21 protein-coding genes are annotated in these 16,973 nt (G+C 40.9%); 18 read left to right on the top strand and 3 right to left on the bottom strand.

Translation table 11 applies throughout. From position 1 onward, the window contains the following. Window positions 1-39: 39 nt before the first annotated feature. From ABN702_RS17720 to ABN702_RS17705, 4 genes are read left to right on the top strand one after another with little or no spacing between them, the layout of a single operon-like run. Entirely contained in the window at window positions 40-495 is a 456-nt protein-coding gene (locus tag ABN702_RS17720) for an RNA helicase (RefSeq protein WP_417898079.1), read from the top strand. Window positions 496-503: 8 nt separating this feature from the next. Continuing rightward, on the top strand, window positions 504-806 hold the full coding sequence (locus ABN702_RS17715; RefSeq protein ID WP_417898078.1) for a hypothetical protein: 303 nt from the start codon (window positions 504-506) through the stop codon (window positions 804-806). After that, on the top strand, window positions 781-1,137 hold the full coding sequence (locus tag ABN702_RS17710; protein ID WP_417898077.1) for a hypothetical protein: 357 nt from the start codon (window positions 781-783) through the stop codon (window positions 1,135-1,137). Before ABN702_RS17715 ends, ABN702_RS17710 begins: the two co-directional genes overlap by 26 nt. 12 nt (window positions 1,138-1,149) lie before the next feature. Next, on the top strand, window positions 1,150-1,404 hold the full coding sequence (locus ABN702_RS17705; protein WP_417898076.1) for a zinc ribbon domain-containing protein: 255 nt from the start codon (window positions 1,150-1,152) through the stop codon (window positions 1,402-1,404). 48 nt (window positions 1,405-1,452) lie between these two features. On the opposite strand, the gene ABN702_RS17700 is transcribed toward ABN702_RS17705, so the two are convergent. After that, complete coding sequence (locus ABN702_RS17700) at window positions 1,453-2,157, bottom strand: DUF421 domain-containing protein (protein WP_417898075.1); 705 nt, start codon at window positions 2,155-2,157, stop codon at window positions 1,453-1,455. Between the two features lie 169 nt (window positions 2,158-2,326). Here ABN702_RS17700 and ABN702_RS17695 point away from each other — a divergent pair, with 169 nt between their 5' ends. The 4 genes from ABN702_RS17695 (at window position 2,327) to ABN702_RS17680 (ending at window position 5,708) form a co-directional block, all read left to right on the top strand. Continuing rightward, window positions 2,327-3,019, top strand: a complete 693-nt coding sequence (locus tag ABN702_RS17695; RefSeq protein WP_417900954.1) for a response regulator transcription factor — start codon at window positions 2,327-2,329, stop codon at window positions 3,017-3,019. Between the two features lie 105 nt (window positions 3,020-3,124). After that, complete coding sequence (locus tag ABN702_RS17690; RefSeq protein WP_417898074.1) at window positions 3,125-4,048, top strand: ATP-binding cassette domain-containing protein; 924 nt, start codon at window positions 3,125-3,127, stop codon at window positions 4,046-4,048. Continuing rightward, window positions 4,041-4,790 (top strand): ABC transporter permease, encoded by a 750-nt coding sequence (locus tag ABN702_RS17685; protein ID WP_417898073.1) that lies wholly within the window; start codon window positions 4,041-4,043, stop codon window positions 4,788-4,790. The genes ABN702_RS17690 and ABN702_RS17685 overlap by 8 nt, the downstream gene beginning before the upstream one ends. A 21-nt stretch (window positions 4,791-4,811) precedes the next feature. After that, window positions 4,812-5,708, top strand: coding sequence for a sensor histidine kinase (locus ABN702_RS17680; protein WP_417898072.1), 897 nt, complete (start codon window positions 4,812-4,814; stop codon window positions 5,706-5,708). A 139-nt stretch (window positions 5,709-5,847) separates the two neighbouring features. On the opposite strand, the gene ABN702_RS17675 is transcribed toward ABN702_RS17680, so the two are convergent. Continuing rightward, window positions 5,848-7,047, bottom strand: a complete 1,200-nt coding sequence (locus ABN702_RS17675) for an MFS transporter (RefSeq protein ID WP_417898071.1) — start codon at window positions 7,045-7,047, stop codon at window positions 5,848-5,850. 260 nt (window positions 7,048-7,307) lie between these two features. Between ABN702_RS17675 and ABN702_RS17670 the strand changes: the two genes are divergently transcribed. The 3 genes from ABN702_RS17670 to mscL all read left to right on the top strand — a co-directional run bounded on the left by ABN702_RS17670 (window position 7,308) and on the right by mscL (window position 9,499). Then, a complete protein-coding gene (locus ABN702_RS17670) occupies window positions 7,308-7,763 on the top strand; it encodes a hypothetical protein (protein ID WP_417898070.1) in 456 nt (151 codons plus the stop codon). Window positions 7,764-8,022: 259 nt separating this feature from the next. Continuing rightward, window positions 8,023-8,490, top strand: coding sequence for a hypothetical protein (locus tag ABN702_RS17665; protein ID WP_417898069.1), 468 nt, complete (start codon window positions 8,023-8,025; stop codon window positions 8,488-8,490). A 559-nt stretch (window positions 8,491-9,049) separates the two neighbouring features. After that, window positions 9,050-9,499 carry a large conductance mechanosensitive channel protein MscL gene (mscL, locus tag ABN702_RS17660; protein WP_417898068.1) on the top strand — a complete coding sequence of 150 codons (450 nt, stop codon included), beginning with the start codon at window positions 9,050-9,052 and terminating at the stop codon, window positions 9,497-9,499. Window positions 9,500-9,537: 38 nt separating this feature from the next. Here mscL and ABN702_RS17655 read toward each other — a convergent pair whose 3' ends face one another. Continuing rightward, window positions 9,538-10,092: a TetR/AcrR family transcriptional regulator gene (locus ABN702_RS17655; RefSeq protein ID WP_417898067.1), complete on the bottom strand. Its 555-nt coding sequence runs from the start codon at window positions 10,090-10,092 to the stop codon at window positions 9,538-9,540. A gap of 256 nt (window positions 10,093-10,348) precedes the next feature. On the opposite strand from ABN702_RS17655, the gene ABN702_RS17650 reads away from it, so the two are divergent. The 7 genes from ABN702_RS17650 to ABN702_RS17620 all read left to right on the top strand — a co-directional run bounded on the left by ABN702_RS17650 (window position 10,349) and on the right by ABN702_RS17620 (window position 16,910). Continuing rightward, the gene (locus ABN702_RS17650; RefSeq protein WP_417898066.1) at window positions 10,349-12,406 is read left to right on the top strand and encodes an efflux RND transporter permease subunit; all 2,058 of its coding nucleotides are present in this window, start codon (window positions 10,349-10,351) and stop codon (window positions 12,404-12,406) included. Continuing rightward, entirely contained in the window at window positions 12,406-14,205 is a 1,800-nt protein-coding gene (locus ABN702_RS17645) for a YhgE/Pip domain-containing protein (RefSeq protein ID WP_417898065.1), read from the top strand. The genes ABN702_RS17650 and ABN702_RS17645 overlap by 1 nt, the downstream gene beginning before the upstream one ends. A gap of 110 nt (window positions 14,206-14,315) precedes the next feature. Further along, a complete protein-coding gene (locus tag ABN702_RS17640) occupies window positions 14,316-14,912 on the top strand; it encodes a class I SAM-dependent methyltransferase (RefSeq protein WP_417898064.1) in 597 nt (198 codons plus the stop codon). A gap of 105 nt (window positions 14,913-15,017) precedes the next feature. Next, window positions 15,018-15,473: a GNAT family N-acetyltransferase gene (locus tag ABN702_RS17635; RefSeq protein ID WP_417900953.1), complete on the top strand. Its 456-nt coding sequence runs from the start codon at window positions 15,018-15,020 to the stop codon at window positions 15,471-15,473. A gap of 253 nt (window positions 15,474-15,726) precedes the next feature. Then, the gene (locus ABN702_RS17630) at window positions 15,727-16,284 is read left to right on the top strand and encodes an isochorismatase family protein (RefSeq protein ID WP_417900952.1); all 558 of its coding nucleotides are present in this window, start codon (window positions 15,727-15,729) and stop codon (window positions 16,282-16,284) included. A gap of 155 nt (window positions 16,285-16,439) precedes the next feature. Further along, a complete protein-coding gene (locus tag ABN702_RS17625; protein WP_417898063.1) occupies window positions 16,440-16,628 on the top strand; it encodes a hypothetical protein in 189 nt (62 codons plus the stop codon). A 99-nt stretch (window positions 16,629-16,727) separates the two neighbouring features. Then, window positions 16,728-16,910: a hypothetical protein gene (locus ABN702_RS17620; RefSeq protein ID WP_417898062.1), complete on the top strand. Its 183-nt coding sequence runs from the start codon at window positions 16,728-16,730 to the stop codon at window positions 16,908-16,910. Window positions 16,911-16,973 lie beyond the last annotated feature (63 nt).

Raw genomic sequence — 16,973 nt, 5'->3', positions numbered from 1 at the left:
ATGATGTCAGTAAATAACAATTGAAGGCAGGTGCACGCATTGGAACTGATCTATTATTTACACGATCGAGGAAGCTACAAACCCATTTATGAATATAAAAAAGGGACTGTCAGCGAGGATGAAATTTACGCAAGGCAGCTTTGTACCTTTTTCATTAAAAATGGTGTGCAATATAAATTAATATGCAATGAAGGAACTCTAAATAACAGCACCGAAACACTGACAGTGGAAAGAGATGATCTGGCAAGGGATTTTTATAAGCAAAAAACGTATCCGGAGGGCATCCACCTGGAAATCCGCGAATATCGATACCTTCAGGATATGCCTCTTCTCCATACAGAAGAATTAGAAAGTCATTGGACAGCCATCAAATATTTGCTGAAGGATATCATTCATCTGCCTGGCATTGGCGAATGTCACATAGACTCTAAGGAAATAGATGAAGATCGCCAATGCTATGTCATTTACATATCGAAAATCGTGAAAGAAGGGTAGGGATTATCATGTCAGTGTCAGTAGTGAGCCTGCTAGCTTCTCAACTAGGTCGAAATGATGAAGTGCCAAATATAGAGCTGGCACATGAAATAGCTAATGATGAAAATCTTGCAGGTGTAGAAGAAATCATGGAAAACCTATCTAGCAAAGATAAAAAGATTCAATACGATTGTATAAAAGTTGCGTACGAAATTGGACAAGTTAAACCAGAACTCATAAGTAAGTATGCGCTGACTTTTATTGAGTTATTAAAAAGCCGTAATAATCGTTTAGTGTGGGGGGGAAATGACGGCATTAGCGACGATTGCTGAGATTGCATCAGAAACCATTATGGCTCATCTTGACACATTAAGAAGTGCCATGAAAGTTGGTTCGGTTATTACAATTGATAAAGGTGTCCTAACTCTTGCGAAGCTAGCAGCCGTCAGTAAGGAAAACAATGATGCGATTTTTCCATTCTTACTCCATCACCTTGAGAATTGCAGACCAAAGGAAATTCCTCAACACTCGGAAAGTACGCTTTTAGCCGTAACAGAGGAAAATAAAGAGGAATTATTGAACGTATTACGAAAAAGAGAAGAATACCTAACAGCTCCTCAACAAAAAAGAGTTAAAAAGATCTATAAAACATTAGAAGCTTAATGAGGTGATAGCATGAAAGAAAATAAAAAATGCCAAAGCTGTGCCATGCCATTAAAGAAAATGGAAGATCGCGGGACAGAGAAGAATTTAGATAAAAGTTCTATGTACTGTAAGCATTGTTATCAAGAAGGGGCATTCTCGCAAAAGGACATTTCTGTAGATGAAATGAAACAATTTGTAAAAGATAAATGCATCAAAATGGGTTTTCCGAAGTTTTTGGCAGGAATGTTTGTGAAAAACCTACACAAATTGGAGAGGTGGAAGTAGACAATACAAGATATCTTCGGAAGCAGAGAACCGTCCCGCTGCTTCCGTTCATTTATATAAGAAGATCTTAAGAGTATCTTTACTATCAAGGGTCGCAAGCAAGACGTTTTTTACTTCAGCCTGATATAGACTTTCTAACCGGGAAACCACCCACCCCTCGCTCTTTTGAGTGTGACTCAATTCATCGATAAGTATTCTGCCTTCCTTAATGATGGTTTTTGGAAAATCGAAAGTTTCTGTTTCCATTTGCATGGTTGAAGGTGTTAATGGTTCGTATTTTGGATCGAGAAAAACCGAGAACTTTCCGTCTGCCTCCCAGATTGCTAAGGCTACTTTCTTCACATCTTCAATTTTTTCTTCCCGTAATTCCTCCAATAACACATCAATGGAGATTCTTGCTTTTTTTAATCCTTTATGAAGGATTTCCCCATTCTGGACAATGGTAATAGGGGAAGGGGTAATAAGCTTTCTGAACCAGGGCCATTTGAGGATGACATAAATCCCAATAAGATACAAGACCACCAATACAATGGTTGTAATGATAGATCCTTTTAAACCAAGTTGTTCGTCGGATAGTGGGTGGGCAATAATGTTTCCGATGACTAATACAATGGCAAAATCAAGTGGTCTCAATTGAGAGATGGCACGCTGTCCCAATATCCGGGCAACTATTAATAAAAAGAAAAAGGCTACAATAGCTCGAAGAATCCATTCATTGGCAGTCAGTGTTTCCTGGCTTTGGAAAAAATCCATATATGGCACATCCTTTACCAAATTGCTATCACATAGTTTATCACTCAAGTAATATTAATAACCGAAATACTTAATGAGAAATTTAAATACTGTACGGTTGGCGGTTGGGATATCTATGGAAGCAGAGAACCGTCCGGCTGCTTGCCATAATAAATGTGAGGATGATAATATGCAGGATTCGATAAATATTTTAATAATTGAAGATGATGAAGATATTAGTCGTTTGCTTTGTAATATTGTGAGCAAGAATGGGTACTCGCCTAAGCCAGCATATTCAGGTACGGAGGCAATGATTTATCTTGAAAATGAGAAATGGGATATGGTCCTCATTGATCTTATGCTTCCTGGATTATCAGGTGAAGAGGTTTTGGAGAGGGTAACAAGAAAGAGTAATGTACCAGTCATTATTATTTCGGCAAAGCTTGAAACACAATCAAAAATCAACGCCTTAAGGGCTGGTGCGGATGACTACATTACTAAACCCTTCGAAATCGAAGAGGTTTCTGCCAGAATTGATTCTTGCCTAAGAAGATATCGCGTTTTAAGGGCTGTACCAACAGGGAATCAGGTTTGCCATAAAGATATTGTGTTGGATTCGGATACAAAAGTAGTGAAGGTGAATGGGAAGGTACTCAAATTAACGGCGCGGGAATATGAGATATTACTATTAATGATGACTTCCCCGAATAAGGTCTTTTCAAAAGCTAATTTGTTCGAGAGTGTATGGAATGAAAAGTATTATGGAGACGACAATACGATTAATGTCCATTTGAGTAATATCAGGAATAAGCTCTTTAAGGCAAATCCAAATGAAGTATACATTGAAACGATATGGGGAATGGGGTACAAGGTTAAAACTTAAGGTTTTCTTAAGAATTAACTTAAGACTTTCTTATGTTTTCCTTCTTAAAGTATAAGAGTGTTCAAAGTGAACTTTATGGACAAGTTTCTAAGGAGGGAAAACTTAATGAATGATTATGTATTAAGAACTAATCAATTGTCTAAAAAATATCAAAATAAAATGGCGCTTAATAAAGTGAGTGTAGCGATAAAAAACGGATCTATTTATGGTTTTATTGGTCAAAATGGTGCTGGAAAATCCACGTTGATTCGATTGATTACAGGCCTTGCCTATCCAACAACAGGTACATTTGAATTGTTTGGAGATAATAGTGAACGAGATTTAATTGAGGCAAGAAAGCGAATTGGAACAATAATTGAAGGACCTGCTTTATACCCACAAATGACAGCCGCTGAAAATTTGGAAGCGCATCGGCTTTTAAAAGGAATACCAGGGAAAGAATGTATTGATAAAACTCTTAAGATAGTAGGATTACATGATACCGGGAAAATGAAAGCAAAGAATTTTTCTTTAGGGATGAAACAGCGTCTAGGGCTTGCGATCGCTTTATTAGGAGATCCGGAATTTTTGATTCTTGATGAACCTATCAATGGATTAGACCCAATGGGAGTAGTTGAAATTCGGGAATTATTAAAAAAGCTTAACCAAGAGTATAGTATTACCATCTTAATTTCAAGTCATATTTTAAGTGAACTACATTTATTAGCTACACATTATGGGATTATTCATAAAGGGGAATTGTTAGAGCAATTATCCGCAAAAGAACTGAAGGAGAAGTGTCAGCAGTATTTGCATATAAAAGTAGATAATCCAAACAAAGCTGCAACCGTTATAGAGAGCCTTTTGGCAACACAAGAGTTTGAAGTGATGCCAGATGGAACCATGAAGCTGTTTGCCTATGTAGATGTACCAGGTAAAGTCTCCAAAATCTTAACAGATGAAGGGTTGGTAATCGAGGAATTTATGCCAATGGGAGAAGATTTAGAGACGTACTTTAGCAATCGCATTGGAGGGTTGCATCATGGGTAATTTACTGAAAACAGAATGGTATAAATTGAAGAAGGATCGATCATTTCGGTTCCTGACATGGATGTTACTCGCTGCTGCAGTTTTGTTTCCCCTAGTTGAATTTGATAATGGTTCTGTTGGACTGCCTACGGTAAAGGATTACTATTTGGAAAGTGTTCTTGGTACCCATGGGAATATCGTCAAGCTAATTCCTAGTATTTTAGCTGGATTTTTTATTTCAAGCGAATACTCCATGGGCACAATGAAAAGCATCGTTTCCTCTGGGAATAGCAGGGTCCAGATATATTTTGCTAAACTTTTGATATTCTCAGTTGGAACAATTCTGATCTCATTGATATTACCGATTTTTATGACTGGTGCCAGCGCCATTTATTTTGGTTTTCTAGAGATGCCTGAATGGACATATTACTTCCAAACGGTAGGACTTATCATATTGTTCGGGGCAGCCTTTGCGTCAATTATGGCAGTCTTTTCTATCCTGTTCACTGACAGTGGGAAAACGATTGGATTTCTACTTCTGTTTTTTATATTTGTTGACTGGCCACTGCAAGTTTTAGCAGCAAAAGTGCCATTTTTTGAACCTATTATAAATCATTCTGTTTTTAAGTTAATTTACGATATTATCGTTGTTAACACCTTGCAAAGTGGTGAACTTTTAACCATTGTAGTTGTTCCGATTGTGACATTTTTTGCATTTGGTGCTTTAGGAAGCTTTATTTTTCAAAGAAAAGAAATTAAGTAATGATGAAGTGGGTGAGGTCATATGCTCTATTTATTCCTAACTGTTATGATAGCTTTCGTATATGTTCTCGCCCGTTTGTATCTATTGAAAAGGGAAATAAAAAATACAACCCGGCAACTCCATCAATTAAACGAAAATAAAACAGCTAAGAAGATTGATATTAGCTACCATGATAGTGATTTTGAGGAATTAGCAAAGGAAATAAATAACCAGATTGATTTAACGAAAAAGAAAGAGGCAGAAAAACGCTCGACTGAAAACGAGTTAAAGCAGGCCATTTCTCATATTTCTCATGATATTCGTACTCCGATGACCTCGATAATGGGGTATATTCAATTTCTGGAATCGGAAGAAATAAGTAGTGAGATGAAAAAGGAATACATCGCAACGATAAAAAATAGCGCAAGGCGGCTAAAGGTTTTACTAGAGGATTTTTTCGAGCTGTCGATTATTGAACAAGCAGATTATCCATTAAAAATGGAGAAGGTTAGGTTTAATGAGCTAGTTTTAGAAGTACTATTCGGCTTTTATGAGGAGTTTAATAAGCGTAACATTGAGCCAGCAATCCATATTCAAGAGGATGATATTATCTTGTTGCTCGATTCTTCGGCTGCCAAAAGAGTAATAGAGAACTTAGTGGTTAATGCAATTAGATACTCTAGTGGTGAAGTTATTATTCAGCTTCAAAAATCTAATACTTCCATTCAACTTAAGGTTTCCAACTCTGTTGATGCGCTAAGTGAACAAGAAGTAAATCAAATGTTTGACCGTTTTTACAAGGCTGACCTGACAAGGACTGGGAAAGGTACCGGGCTAGGTTTACCGATTGCTAAAAGCCTGATGGAAAAAATGAACGGAAATATTTATGCGGAGTTAAAAGATAATCAATTAACAATGATTTGCGAATGGGGATTTTAGGAAGCAAGGGGACGGTGCTCTGCATCCTCATTGCTGTAAGTTAAAAGGGTATTGAAACGTGAATATTGGATAAGAAAAAATAAGTCTTCTTCCGGCTGGAAGAAGACTTATTTCATGATTTTTGTACGCTTCAATTATCCTAGGAAGCAGAGAACCGACCCACTGTTTTCTTATCCAACCTATAACTCAGGAATGTAAGCAAGCTAGCGCAGACTGCCACGATCCCGCCGACCCACGTTACATGAATGAGGCCGCCCTGATGGTAGACGAATCCACCCAAGGCTGAACCGAAGGCAATGCCGACGTTGCTTGCGACAGGCATGAGCGATGCAGCGAGTCCGGTTGCATTCGGTTGATAGATTTTGGCAAGGTCTATCAGATAGAGCTGGGTGGATGTGGTCAGGAGAATCGCCGTTAACGACATCAGTCCGATGTTGATCAGTCCCAATGTAAAATGACCTGTCGTAAAGTATAGGCTTGCCAGAATCGCTGCCTGCACAAGAAAGACGAACCGCAGGCGACCAATTGCGTTGTGGCTCGCAATTTTACCTGCCAGGATGTTGCTGAAAATCGAAATGAAGCCGTAGACGAACAAGATCAAACTGATGGAATAGTCCGGTGCTCCCATTCCTTTTAAGATAGGAACCAGGTATGTGAATACGGCATAGGTTGCCCCAAATCCGAGGGCGGGAATGAAAAAGGCAATCAAGATTCTCGGGTTGGTCAGTAGAGCGAACTGATCCCGAATCGAGCTGCGAACCTGACTGAGTCCGCCTGGCAGGACGAAATAGGAAGCCAGAAATGCCACTCCACCGATTATGGTGGTCAGCATAAAAGTGGCATTCCAGCCGAACCACGAAGACACGACCGTCCCGATCGGCACACCGACCACATTCGCAAGGGTGAAGCCGCCGAACACGAAAGAGATGGCAAGTCCCCGCTTTTTAGCTGGCATGGTTTCACTCGCCACAATCATGGCCAGGGAGATCAGCACGCCTGTCACAATCGCCGTCAAGATCCTAAATGTAAGCAGCATCGCATAGGATGTCGATACGGCACACAATGCATTGAATAAAATGAAAGCCGCAATCAATGCCAGCATCCATTTACGCTTTGGAAAATGGCTCGTGGCCGACATCACTAGCGGCGTGGCTATGGCAAAAGTAATCGCAAACGCAGAAACGAGTGTACCCGCTTTTGCATTGGACATAGAAAGGCTCGAGGAAATATCCGTCAAGATCCCGACAATCACAAACTCGCTTGTCCCAAGAACAAAGGTTAATAAACTAAGTGTAAAAATAAGCAGCCAATGCTGCCTCGTCAATGTATCAGAATGCATAAATATCTCTCATTTCTTCGCTGTAATGTGTCATATGGTAGATAAACAACCTACACATCATATCATAATCCGGGAAAGCGTGGGGACGGTTCTCTGCTTCCAATACTAGGATTTATTAATGCAACAACTATTATTCCCCTCTATATGTCCAACTTCATTACCAGGGAGAGCGAGCTGGATTTGGCTTGTCTAGGAGGAATTCCGTATAGATTGGGGTATGGACCCATAGAGATAAATTCCAGGAAAGCAGGGGATCGACCATGAATTTTTTCGATAAAATAAAGAGCGGTGTCAACAATATCAAGGAAGGAAAGGGCATACCCTTCCCGGTCACAGCTAACATGCTGCAGGAGGTGCTTCGGCGAAATGATAAGCTGCAGGATGTTGGAGTGGAAATCACAGACGGGGAAATCATTGTCTCTGGAAAAGCGGAGGCCGACCTTAAGGTAACCAAGAAGGAACTATCATTCTCCATCACCCTAGAGCCGGTCCGGATGGAAGGAAGGGAGCTGGTCTTCAAGCTTGCCAAACTAAAACCATTGAACCTTAGTATCCTGAATAAACGTATTTTCGATAAACCGCCACACCTTACCTACAAAAGCGGTCATATCAGGATTGATTTTAATGGTTGGGAGATTATCCGTAAGATTCCGGTCGGAAAGATCAAGAGTTATAAGGTGGGGGAAGGGGAGATTACGGTAGTGGTGGGGATTTGAGGATTGCTGGGTGGAAGCATAAGGACGGTTCTCTGCTTCCCCATTGCATTATCGATTGAATACTTACTATTATTTCATGCCAGCCACAAGCGTTATGAATCTTGAAAATAAAAAAGCAAAAACAAGTCTCTTTTGATTGAAAGAAGGCTTGTTTCGCGTTTCTGTGCAATTAGGATATACTCGGTAGCAAAGAAGTTTTAAATAGCATTCCTTACGAAACATTTTAATCAGTTTCAACGTATATTCATCAAAAGGAAAAATGAATGAAATTACATACAGTATGGGAATGATGATGCAAATGTATTATGTTATGTTGATATTAGGCGTGGTGTTATTATTCATTGGAGTTTTTTGGTCTGTTTATATGTGCAAGGAAAAAGCATTTACTATTTCCAATATATTTAAAGCTCTATTATCATTTATACTAAGCGGATTATTGCTGGTAATAACCCTCCCTAGCCTAAAATATATGTTATTTAAAGAGTATGATGTTGTAAAAGGTAACTGCACAATAGAGATAGATTCTTCCGGTAGATCCAGTTCCGTAACAATAAGAATGGTCGATACTGATGAAATATTTGATTTTAGAAATATTCCTGACTTAGATTCTTATGGTAGGGCAGTTTCCTACTATTGTGAGGTTACTGCCACAAAGGACCATGAATTTGGAATTGGTTATAAAATTTTCGATCCTAAATCGAGAGAACTTATACAAGCAAGCGAATAAATTTATATCAAAGCATAGTTGCAGTTCTACTGTTAAGAAGATAGAGGCTATATGCGGAGTAAGGTAAAAGTGCAGGAGGTCATTTAAAAGATCCCCTGCATTTTTCTATGGGATCAGTAGTGGGATCTTTAAGTGATAGTCGTTTGTTTGCCTTTCTTCAAGTTATGTTTATATAGCAATTATTAAACGAACGTTTGTTTAATTGTTATTATGTCATTGTTATACGAGGGTTTATTGTTGTTCGGGAAATATCGACAGTGTTTTTATGTATATCAGGATAGATTTCTAACATGATATGGAAGGTTATATTACTGAAATAAGTATGCATTGGATTTCTTTGGATTTAAACATTTTGAGGGGGTATAGCTGAAGGTAAGCCAGGGGAATCTTCAGCTTTTTCTCTTTCAGTTAATGGGAGTTAGATTGAAGAACTAGAGAAATCACGGGGCCAGTCGCTTGCTTTCGAAGCAGAGAACCGGCCCCGTACTTTGTTAAATGGGACATATCTAACCAGGTCCTACATAAATTAGAAGTAAAAGCTTATTGTGAGGGTTGCAATATGTGGTCCGAATTTAAAGAATTCATCTCAAGGGGAAACGTTCTCGAATTGGCCGTGGCCGTTATCATTGGTGCTGCTTTCAATAATATTGTCAATTCTCTTGTGGAAGATATAATCATGCCGGTTATCGGGATAATTGTTGGGGGGATAAATTTAGAAGCACTTTATTTTAGAGTTGGAGGAGCTTTCGTCTATTATGGGAAATTTATTCAATCATTGATGGATTTCCTTCTCGTATCTATTGCCATATTTACGGTCATCAAGATTTTTAATACATACCGTCGAAAAAAAGACGAAAAGAAAGTATTCAAGGTAAAGGCGATAACGAATGTAGAATTGTTGACTGAGATTCGTGACATATTGAAAAGGCAAGAGGAAACTGTCAAAAGTGATAAAGTAAAAGAAGAACCTGATGAGACAGTTATCCGATTGAGGAAAAAATTAAAATAGCAAGCATAAAGGAAGCAACAGGACCGTCCCCTGCTTCCCTACCGCATATCCGACAATCCCCGATTAATAAAATGGTGAAGCAGCTCCGCCATTTCCTTAGGTTTTTTTTTCATGCCGTTTTCCAGCCAACTCTTAATCATGTAGATACTACCACTTACATAGAAGATACTCAGATAGTCGTAGGTTTCCCGGTCGAGCTGTTTATCAATGAGCCAGTTTTTGAAGATAAACTCCTTGGCGATGCTCATGCCTTTTTTCTGGAATTGGACCTCTGTGTGTTCGCTGAACAGTATTTTGCAGATGTCGCTTTTGGCTGCGATGTACTCGAAGATCTTCTCGGTCATCTGGTAAGCTTCTTCCTCCTTGGAGAAGTTGTATTGGTTGAGCGTCTGTACCATATCCTCGGTGAACGCTTCATCGATCGAATCGAGCAGGTCGTATTGGCTTGAGTAGTGGGCGTAGAAGGTGGAGCGGTTGATGTCGGCATGTTCACAGATTTCCTTGATGGTGATGGTGGCGATGGACTTTTCCTTCAGGAGCTCCAACAGGCTTTCTTTTAGTACCATGCGTGTATATTTCTTTCGTCTATCCATATTACATCTTTCCTTTCCTCGAAATGAAGCGTGGGGACGGTGCTCTGCATCATTTTCGTTAAAAGTGGCAGATTAGCTATTAATCATTTTGGAAACCGAGAACCGCCCCCTGCTCCTGAATGTGCTTGTTTCCCAACATTACGCTCAATAGTGTTGTGCAACCAACATTTCGAAAGCAACTGCTTGTTGAATGTCCAACACCGTGTCTTTTATAATAATAAAATGAAAAGGTGAAAGACACAAGAGAGGATGAACGATGATAAATATTGCATCACGTATCATTAAACATAAAAAGGCTGTGTTACTTGCGTTTACATTGGTTACGATCATTTCCATGGTTGCGCAGTTTTTTGTTTCGGTCAATTACAATATGGTCGATTATCTGCCGGATGATGCACAGTCGACCCGTGCAATGGAAGTCATGGAAGAGGAGTTCACCGGTGCGGTTCCGAACACGCGGGTCATGGTTCCTGATGTTTCGCTACAGGAGGCTGTCTCCTATAAGGAGAAACTTTCGGCGATTGACGGCGTTGGAGATGTGCTATGGCTCGATGATGTGGTCGATCTGAAAACCCCGCTTGAGATGGCGGATGCCGAGATGGTGGATACCTACTATAAGGATGGCAATGCGCTCTATTCTATCAGTGTCCGTGATGGGGATGAAGTGGCTGTTACCGATAATATCTATGAACTGATCGGGGATGATGGAGCGATTGCCGGAGAGGCGATCAACACCGCTACCTCCCAGAAGATGGCCGGGAATGAATCGATGTATGCGGCCATTTTACTGGTACCGATCATCATTTTGATATTGGTCCTTTCCACGACTTCCTGGGTAGAGCCGATCTTTTTCCTGACGGCGATCGGGGTGTCGGTGCTGATCAATCTTGGAACGAACATCTTTATTGGAGAGGTTTCTTTTGTTACCCAGTCGGTGGCACCGATCCTGCAGCTCGCGGTATCGCTCGATTATGCGGTATTTTTGCTGCATAGCTTTGCAGAATACCGGAAAAAGACGGATAACCCGGAAGAGGCGATGGAGCTGGCGATGAAGAAGTCGTTTCCGGCTATTACGGCAAGTGCTGCCACGACATTCTTCGGATTCATCGCCCTGACTTTCATGAACTTTGAGATCGGCGCTGATCTTGGGGTGAACCTTGTGAAGGGGATTGTGCTGAGCTTCATCAGTGTGATGGTGTTCCTGCCTGCATTGACACTTTATTTTTATAAATGGATGGATAAAACAAAGCATAAGAGCTTTGTTCCAAGCTTTAAGGGAATCGGAAACTTTGTGCTGAAGTTCAAGGTTCCCAGTCTGATTCTTGTATTTGCCCTCCTCATTCCGGCGTTCATGGCCCAGAGTAACACGTCCTTTACGTACGGATTCGGAGAAATACCGGAGGATACCCGTTCCGGTTCGGATTTCAAGAAGATCAACGAGACCTTCGGGGAAAATACACCACTTGTGCTGCTTGTACCAAAGGGTGATGTGGCAAAGGAAGAAGAGCTAGTCTCTGAACTGGAAGAGCTTGATTATGTCACAAGTGTCATCGCTTATGTGAATGCGGTGGATGCGGTGATTCCGCCGGAGTACCTGGATGAATCGATAACCAATGAATTCTACTCGGAAAATTACGCCCGTATCGTAATCAATACGAATCAGGGAACAGAGGGCGACATTCCGTTTTCCATTGTAGAAAAGGTGGAGAAAGCCGCTGCCGACTATTATGGAAAAGAGGCCCTCGGCTTAGGGGAGAGCGTGACCTTGTATGATATTAAAAATACCGTCACCAAAGATAATCTGCTTGTAAACATATTGACTGTTGTAACGATTGCAATTGTGCTCCTGATAGGTTTCCGGTCGATCACGATTCCTATCGTGCTGCTTGTGACGATCCAGTCCGCTGTATGGATCAACCTGTCAATTCCATACTTCACGGAGACCTCGCTTGTGTTTGTCGGGTATCTGATCATCAGTACGGTACAGCTTGCAGCAACCGTCGATTACGGAATACTTTTCACAGAAGCCTATCAGCATCACCGCAAGGAAATGCCTGCAGTTAAAGCGATGGTGAAAACACTGGATGAAAAGACGTTTTCGATTTCGATTTCAGCAGGGATACTGTCCAGTGTCGGGTTCATTCTATGGATCACCTCTTCGAACCCGATTGTCGGGGCCATCGGGCTATTGCTTGGAAGAGGGACCTTGCTTTCTTTTGTAATGGTGTTATTCTTCCTGCCGGCCCTGTTGCTGTTGTCCGATAAACTGATCAGGAAAACGACCTATAAAGCTGACTACTATAAGGAGAAGTGATGATGAGAAAACAATTACAATATACAGTGCTCGCCGGAATGCTTGTCGTGCCAACATTCATTGGGCATGCATCTGGAGCGGTTGCGGAGACAAGTGGCAAGGTCGCATCCAAGGATGAAGTGGTGTATGCCACGCTGAAGGCGAACGGGGAACTAGGGCCGATCTATGTGGTCAATACGCTCGACGTTGCCCGGCCTGGTGAGATTCTGGACTATGGATCCTACAGCAGTGTGAAAAACCTGACAGATTTGTCGGAGCTTGATGCAAAGAAGGAAGGTGTCCGTCTGGATGCCTCCGAGGAAGGGAAGTTCTTTTACCAGGGGAACCTGCCGGAGGGGACGGAACTGCCATGGGATGTCACGGTGACATACGTGCTCGATGGCAAGGAAGTGAAGCCTGCGGAATTGGCTGGAAAGTCAGGTAAGCTCGAGATACATATTGAGACTTCTGAAAACAAGGAAGTCGAATCGGTCTTTTATGAGAACTATCTGTTGCAGGTTTCACTGATGTTGCCGAACACCTATCAGGATATCAAAGCGGCGGACGGCATGATTGCCAATGCAGGGAAGAACAAGCAGATTACATTCACGGTCATGCCTGGCGAGGAGGAGGAAATGACGGTGGCAGCAGAGGTGAAGGACTTTGAATTTGATGGCGTGCAGATTGCCGCTGTCCCTTCGACCTTGCCGATTGATACGACCGGAACGGAAGGCATGACAGAGGACATGGGACAGTTAAGTGACGCCATCAAGCAACTGAACGAGGGCGTGGAAGAACTCGAAGAAGGAGTGTCCCAACTGCATATCGGGATAGGGCAGCTTCGTGATGGGTCCTCCAAGTATAAAAACGGAATGAACCAATTGAACGGCTCCTCGGCTGAGCTTGTGAATGCATCGAGCTCAATCCAGGATGCACTCAATAAGATTAATGCCGGACTATCTGGTGATGCGGCACAGGTAGATCTATCCGAGTTGGCGGAACTGCCTGCAGGTCTGACGCAATTGGCGGATGGCTTGAAGGAGACAGCCAATGGTATGGCTACACTAAAGGAAAACTATGCGAAAGCCTATGGTGCATTGGATGGTGCAATCAAGGAAATACCGGCGCAACAGCTTTCCGAGGAAGAGATTGCTTCGTTATATGCCAGTGGTGCGGATCCCGAGACGCTTGATAAACTGGTAGCTTCTTATTCCGCTGCCCAAAAGGTGAGGGGTATCTATGGCCAGACAGGGCAGGCCTTTGCAGCGGTGGAACCATCCTTGAACCAGATGGAAGAAGCAGTGAGAGGTATGAGCGGGTCGCTGACATCGATTGCTGACGAGCTATCTGCTTCGCTTAAAGAAACAGATCTCAGCGGGCTAACTGAGTTGCAAAAAGGTATTGCGGGACTTTCCTCCAACTACGGCGCCTTCCATTCCGGACTGGTGAGCTACACAGGTGGCGTGAGTGAGTTATCCACCTCTTATGGAAAACTGCACAGTGGTCTTGTAGATCTGAGTGAAGGTACAGGCGAACTGGAAAACGGTGTCGGCGAGCTTCAGAACGGCACAGCTGATCTGTATGAGGAAACTAAAGACCTGCCCGCACAGATGCAGGTAGAAATTGATAAAATGATCCAGGAATACGATAAATCCGATTTTAAACCGGTATCCTTCGTATCACCGAAAAATGAAAAGGTCTCCTCGGTGCAGTTCGTGATTAAAACGGAAAGCATTAAAATAGAAGAGCAGCCGACCAAACAGGCGGAACCGGAAAAGAAGAAAGGGTTCTGGACGCTATTGAAGGAACTGTTCAAATAGAAAATGAAAAATAACTAAAAAACACAAAACAAGAACGCTTGGATTTTAGATTCCATGCGTTCTTGTTATATAATCACCACTAAATAGCTATATAGGGGAGTGCAATATGGATGGAAAATAACGTTTTTGAACAGATGGCAAAAAGATATGATACAGAAGAAAGAATGGAATTGGCTAAAGTTATTGTGATGGAAGTAAGACCGGAATTACAAAATAGTCTATCAAAATCCTTCATAGACTATGGAAGTGGTACCGGCCTGGTCAGCCTGGAATTATCAGATCTAGTAGATTCTATTTTATTGGTGGATTCATCAGAACAAATGTTGGAGGTTGCGAAAGCTAAAATTTCTCACAGAGGAATCACCAACTCAAAAGTGCTTTATTCAGATTTCACCCAGGAAACTCCTGAACTCAAGTCGGATATCGTTTTACTGTCCCTGGTCCTTCTACATATTCCCGATACAAATAAAATTTTACAGGAATTGTTCAACATTTTAAATGATGATGGCAAGCTCATCATTATTGATTTTGACAAAAACGATCAAATATATCATCCAAAAGTACATAACGGTTTTTCACATGATGACCTGAAAAATAGATTATCCGAAGTTGGATTCAACTCAATTGAAATGAAGACTTTCTATCATGGCAATGGTATTTTTATGAAACAGGATGCCTCCATGTTTATATGCAGTTGTGTTAAGTGATGTCTCTTTTAATAAGATTTGATAATGCCTTGCGATAAAGAATTTGTAATTAACATATGGTCCTCGATAAGCTAGTATAAAGGGGAATTTAGGGGAGGGAGTATGATGGAAATTTCATTTAGGATAGCTGCTGAACATGATTTGGATACAATCGTGAAAATGCTTGCCAATGATCCTTTGGGCAGTAAAAGAGAGCGATACGAACAGCCCATTCCGGAAAGCTACAAAAATGCGTTTCAGGCGATAACTTCTGACCCCAATAATGAGCTGATAGTTGCTTGTCACAACAACGAGATTATAGGTGTCCAACAAATCACCTTCACTCCTTATCTAACACATCAAGGTGGTTGGAGAGCTACCGTTGAAGGGGTTAGAACTTTATCTACTGAACGTGGCAAAGGGATAGGCTCTGAACTGATCCGTTACGCCATTCAACGAGCAAAAGAACGTGGCTGTCATTTGATCCAACTTACAACGGATAAACAACGGGATGATGCATTGAGGTTTTATGAACGACTAGGATTTGAAGCCACACATGAAGGATTAAAGATGAAACTTTGATTGAGATTTAATCCATAAAGCTTTGGCTGAATGTATAGCCAGGGCTTTTTTGTCGTATTAACACCTCTATCTTTTGTTGAAAAATTGTGCTAAATTTTAATTGTGAGAAAATTATAATATTTTATCAAATGAAATATAGGTGGTAGATATTATGCTAAACAAGAAATTAGTCGACGGAAAAAATATTAAGGGGAAAACGTCTAACTAAATTTATAGTACAACGTTTCCCCACATTTGAAAGGGGAAAACCATGTTGAAACAGATGTTATTAATTATTGATGCCCAACAGGAATTAATGGATGGGAATCAAGAAAGAGCGGCGGTTTTTAATAAAGAGCAACTAATCAGGAATATAAATATAGTGATTGAAAAAGCAGCAGAATCTAGTGTGGAAGTTGTCTTTGTCAGGGATTTGGATGTTGCTGAAGGGAAAGGAAAAGGATTTCAGATCCACAATGAAATCAAGGTTCCAAAGGGTGTTAAGATTTATGATAAATCTGCAACGAATGCTTTCCATGGAACAGGATTATTAGATTACTTACGGTCACAAAATATCAAGCATACAGTTATTATGGGATGTGAAACACAGCATTGTATAGATAGTGCTGTTAGAACTGCGACTATTAGTGGTTTGGATGTCACATTAGTTGGTGATGGACATTCAACAACAGGCAATGACACTTTATGTGCAGAACTAATAATACAGCATCATAATAAAACGCTTAATGGCCATTATAATGTAGAGCATTTTTCAGTTGTCAGAAATGCAGAGGAAGATTTGTTTCAACCAACTCACGATTCATATCGGTAAAAATTCGAATGATTATTATAGTTATTAATATCAAGCTATCATCCCCCAAGTACATGTGGAATGATAGCTTTTTTGAAAGGATGGTATTAAAAGGGGGCAATGAAACTTTTTACATTGCTATTACGTATAATTAATTAAATATAAGGAGGGATTCGATGATCTGGTTATTTATCATAGTTCCTGTAGTGATCCTTTTGGGTATCGTGGTTTATATGGATAAGAAGAATAAAGGGTTGGGCAGTGCGCCTGATGTTAATAAAGGGAATCATGGCATAGAGACGGAAACAACAAGGAATCAGTTTTACCACAGTAATGGTGGAAGTGATGGTGGCAGTAATAGCTAAACAATGAAGCTGGGATAACAGAAAATGACATAAAAAAAAGCTATAACGTATATTTCTCCTTCCAAATTTCATACTAAAAGTTGAAAAGGAGGGATACTTATGGCTAAACGAAATGGCAAAACAGACGCAGCTCAAAAGAATAAAAAAGGCTTCGACTCAAGCAAAACGGATTCGGAATTCTCCAAGGAATTAGGCAGTGCAGCTGCCAACCGAGCGCATAAAGAGAAAGCCAAAGAAGAAAAAGCATCCAAGAACCAAGGAGAATGGAACGGAATGAATTGATTTTCATTCAGGATTCTCCATAAGAGAAAAAAGCTTTCATTCTCAACAAGACGGGAATGGAAG

Origin of the sequence: Bacillus haimaensis (assembly GCF_048270625.1) — a bacterium.
Classification (GTDB): domain Bacteria; phylum Bacillota; class Bacilli; order Bacillales; family Bacillaceae_I; genus Sutcliffiella_A; species Sutcliffiella_A haimaensis.
This window is presented reverse-complemented; position numbering and strand designations above follow the sequence as displayed.

Excerpts from the sequence above, each read along its gene's own strand:
- ABN702_RS17715 (WP_417898078.1), top strand. The coding sequence starts at position 504 with ATGTCAGTGTCAGTAGTGAGCCTGCTAGCTTCTCAACTAGGTCGAAAT.
- ABN702_RS17710 (WP_417898077.1), top strand. The coding sequence starts at position 781 with ATGACGGCATTAGCGACGATTGCTGAGATTGCATCAGAAACCATTATG.
- ABN702_RS17705 (WP_417898076.1), top strand. The coding sequence starts at position 1,150 with ATGAAAGAAAATAAAAAATGCCAAAGCTGTGCCATGCCATTAAAGAAA.
- ABN702_RS17700 (WP_417898075.1), bottom strand. The coding sequence starts at position 2,157 with ATGGATTTTTTCCAAAGCCAGGAAACACTGACTGCCAATGAATGGATT.
- ABN702_RS17695 (WP_417900954.1), top strand. The coding sequence starts at position 2,327 with ATGCAGGATTCGATAAATATTTTAATAATTGAAGATGATGAAGATATT.
- ABN702_RS17690 (WP_417898074.1), top strand. The coding sequence starts at position 3,125 with ATGAATGATTATGTATTAAGAACTAATCAATTGTCTAAAAAATATCAA.
- ABN702_RS17685 (WP_417898073.1), top strand. The coding sequence starts at position 4,041 with ATGGGTAATTTACTGAAAACAGAATGGTATAAATTGAAGAAGGATCGA.
- ABN702_RS17680 (WP_417898072.1), top strand. The coding sequence starts at position 4,812 with ATGCTCTATTTATTCCTAACTGTTATGATAGCTTTCGTATATGTTCTC.
- ABN702_RS17675 (WP_417898071.1), bottom strand. The coding sequence starts at position 7,047 with ATGCATTCTGATACATTGACGAGGCAGCATTGGCTGCTTATTTTTACA.
- ABN702_RS17670 (WP_417898070.1), top strand. The coding sequence starts at position 7,308 with ATGAATTTTTTCGATAAAATAAAGAGCGGTGTCAACAATATCAAGGAA.
- ABN702_RS17665 (WP_417898069.1), top strand. The coding sequence starts at position 8,023 with ATGAATGAAATTACATACAGTATGGGAATGATGATGCAAATGTATTAT.
- mscL (WP_417898068.1), top strand. The coding sequence starts at position 9,050 with ATGTGGTCCGAATTTAAAGAATTCATCTCAAGGGGAAACGTTCTCGAA.
- ABN702_RS17655 (WP_417898067.1), bottom strand. The coding sequence starts at position 10,092 with ATGGATAGACGAAAGAAATATACACGCATGGTACTAAAAGAAAGCCTG.
- ABN702_RS17650 (WP_417898066.1), top strand. The coding sequence starts at position 10,349 with ATGATAAATATTGCATCACGTATCATTAAACATAAAAAGGCTGTGTTA.
- ABN702_RS17645 (WP_417898065.1), top strand. The coding sequence starts at position 12,406 with ATGATGAGAAAACAATTACAATATACAGTGCTCGCCGGAATGCTTGTC.
- ABN702_RS17640 (WP_417898064.1), top strand. The coding sequence starts at position 14,316 with ATGGAAAATAACGTTTTTGAACAGATGGCAAAAAGATATGATACAGAA.
- ABN702_RS17635 (WP_417900953.1), top strand. The coding sequence starts at position 15,018 with ATGGAAATTTCATTTAGGATAGCTGCTGAACATGATTTGGATACAATC.
- ABN702_RS17625 (WP_417898063.1), top strand. The coding sequence starts at position 16,440 with ATGATCTGGTTATTTATCATAGTTCCTGTAGTGATCCTTTTGGGTATC.
- ABN702_RS17620 (WP_417898062.1), top strand. The coding sequence starts at position 16,728 with ATGGCTAAACGAAATGGCAAAACAGACGCAGCTCAAAAGAATAAAAAA.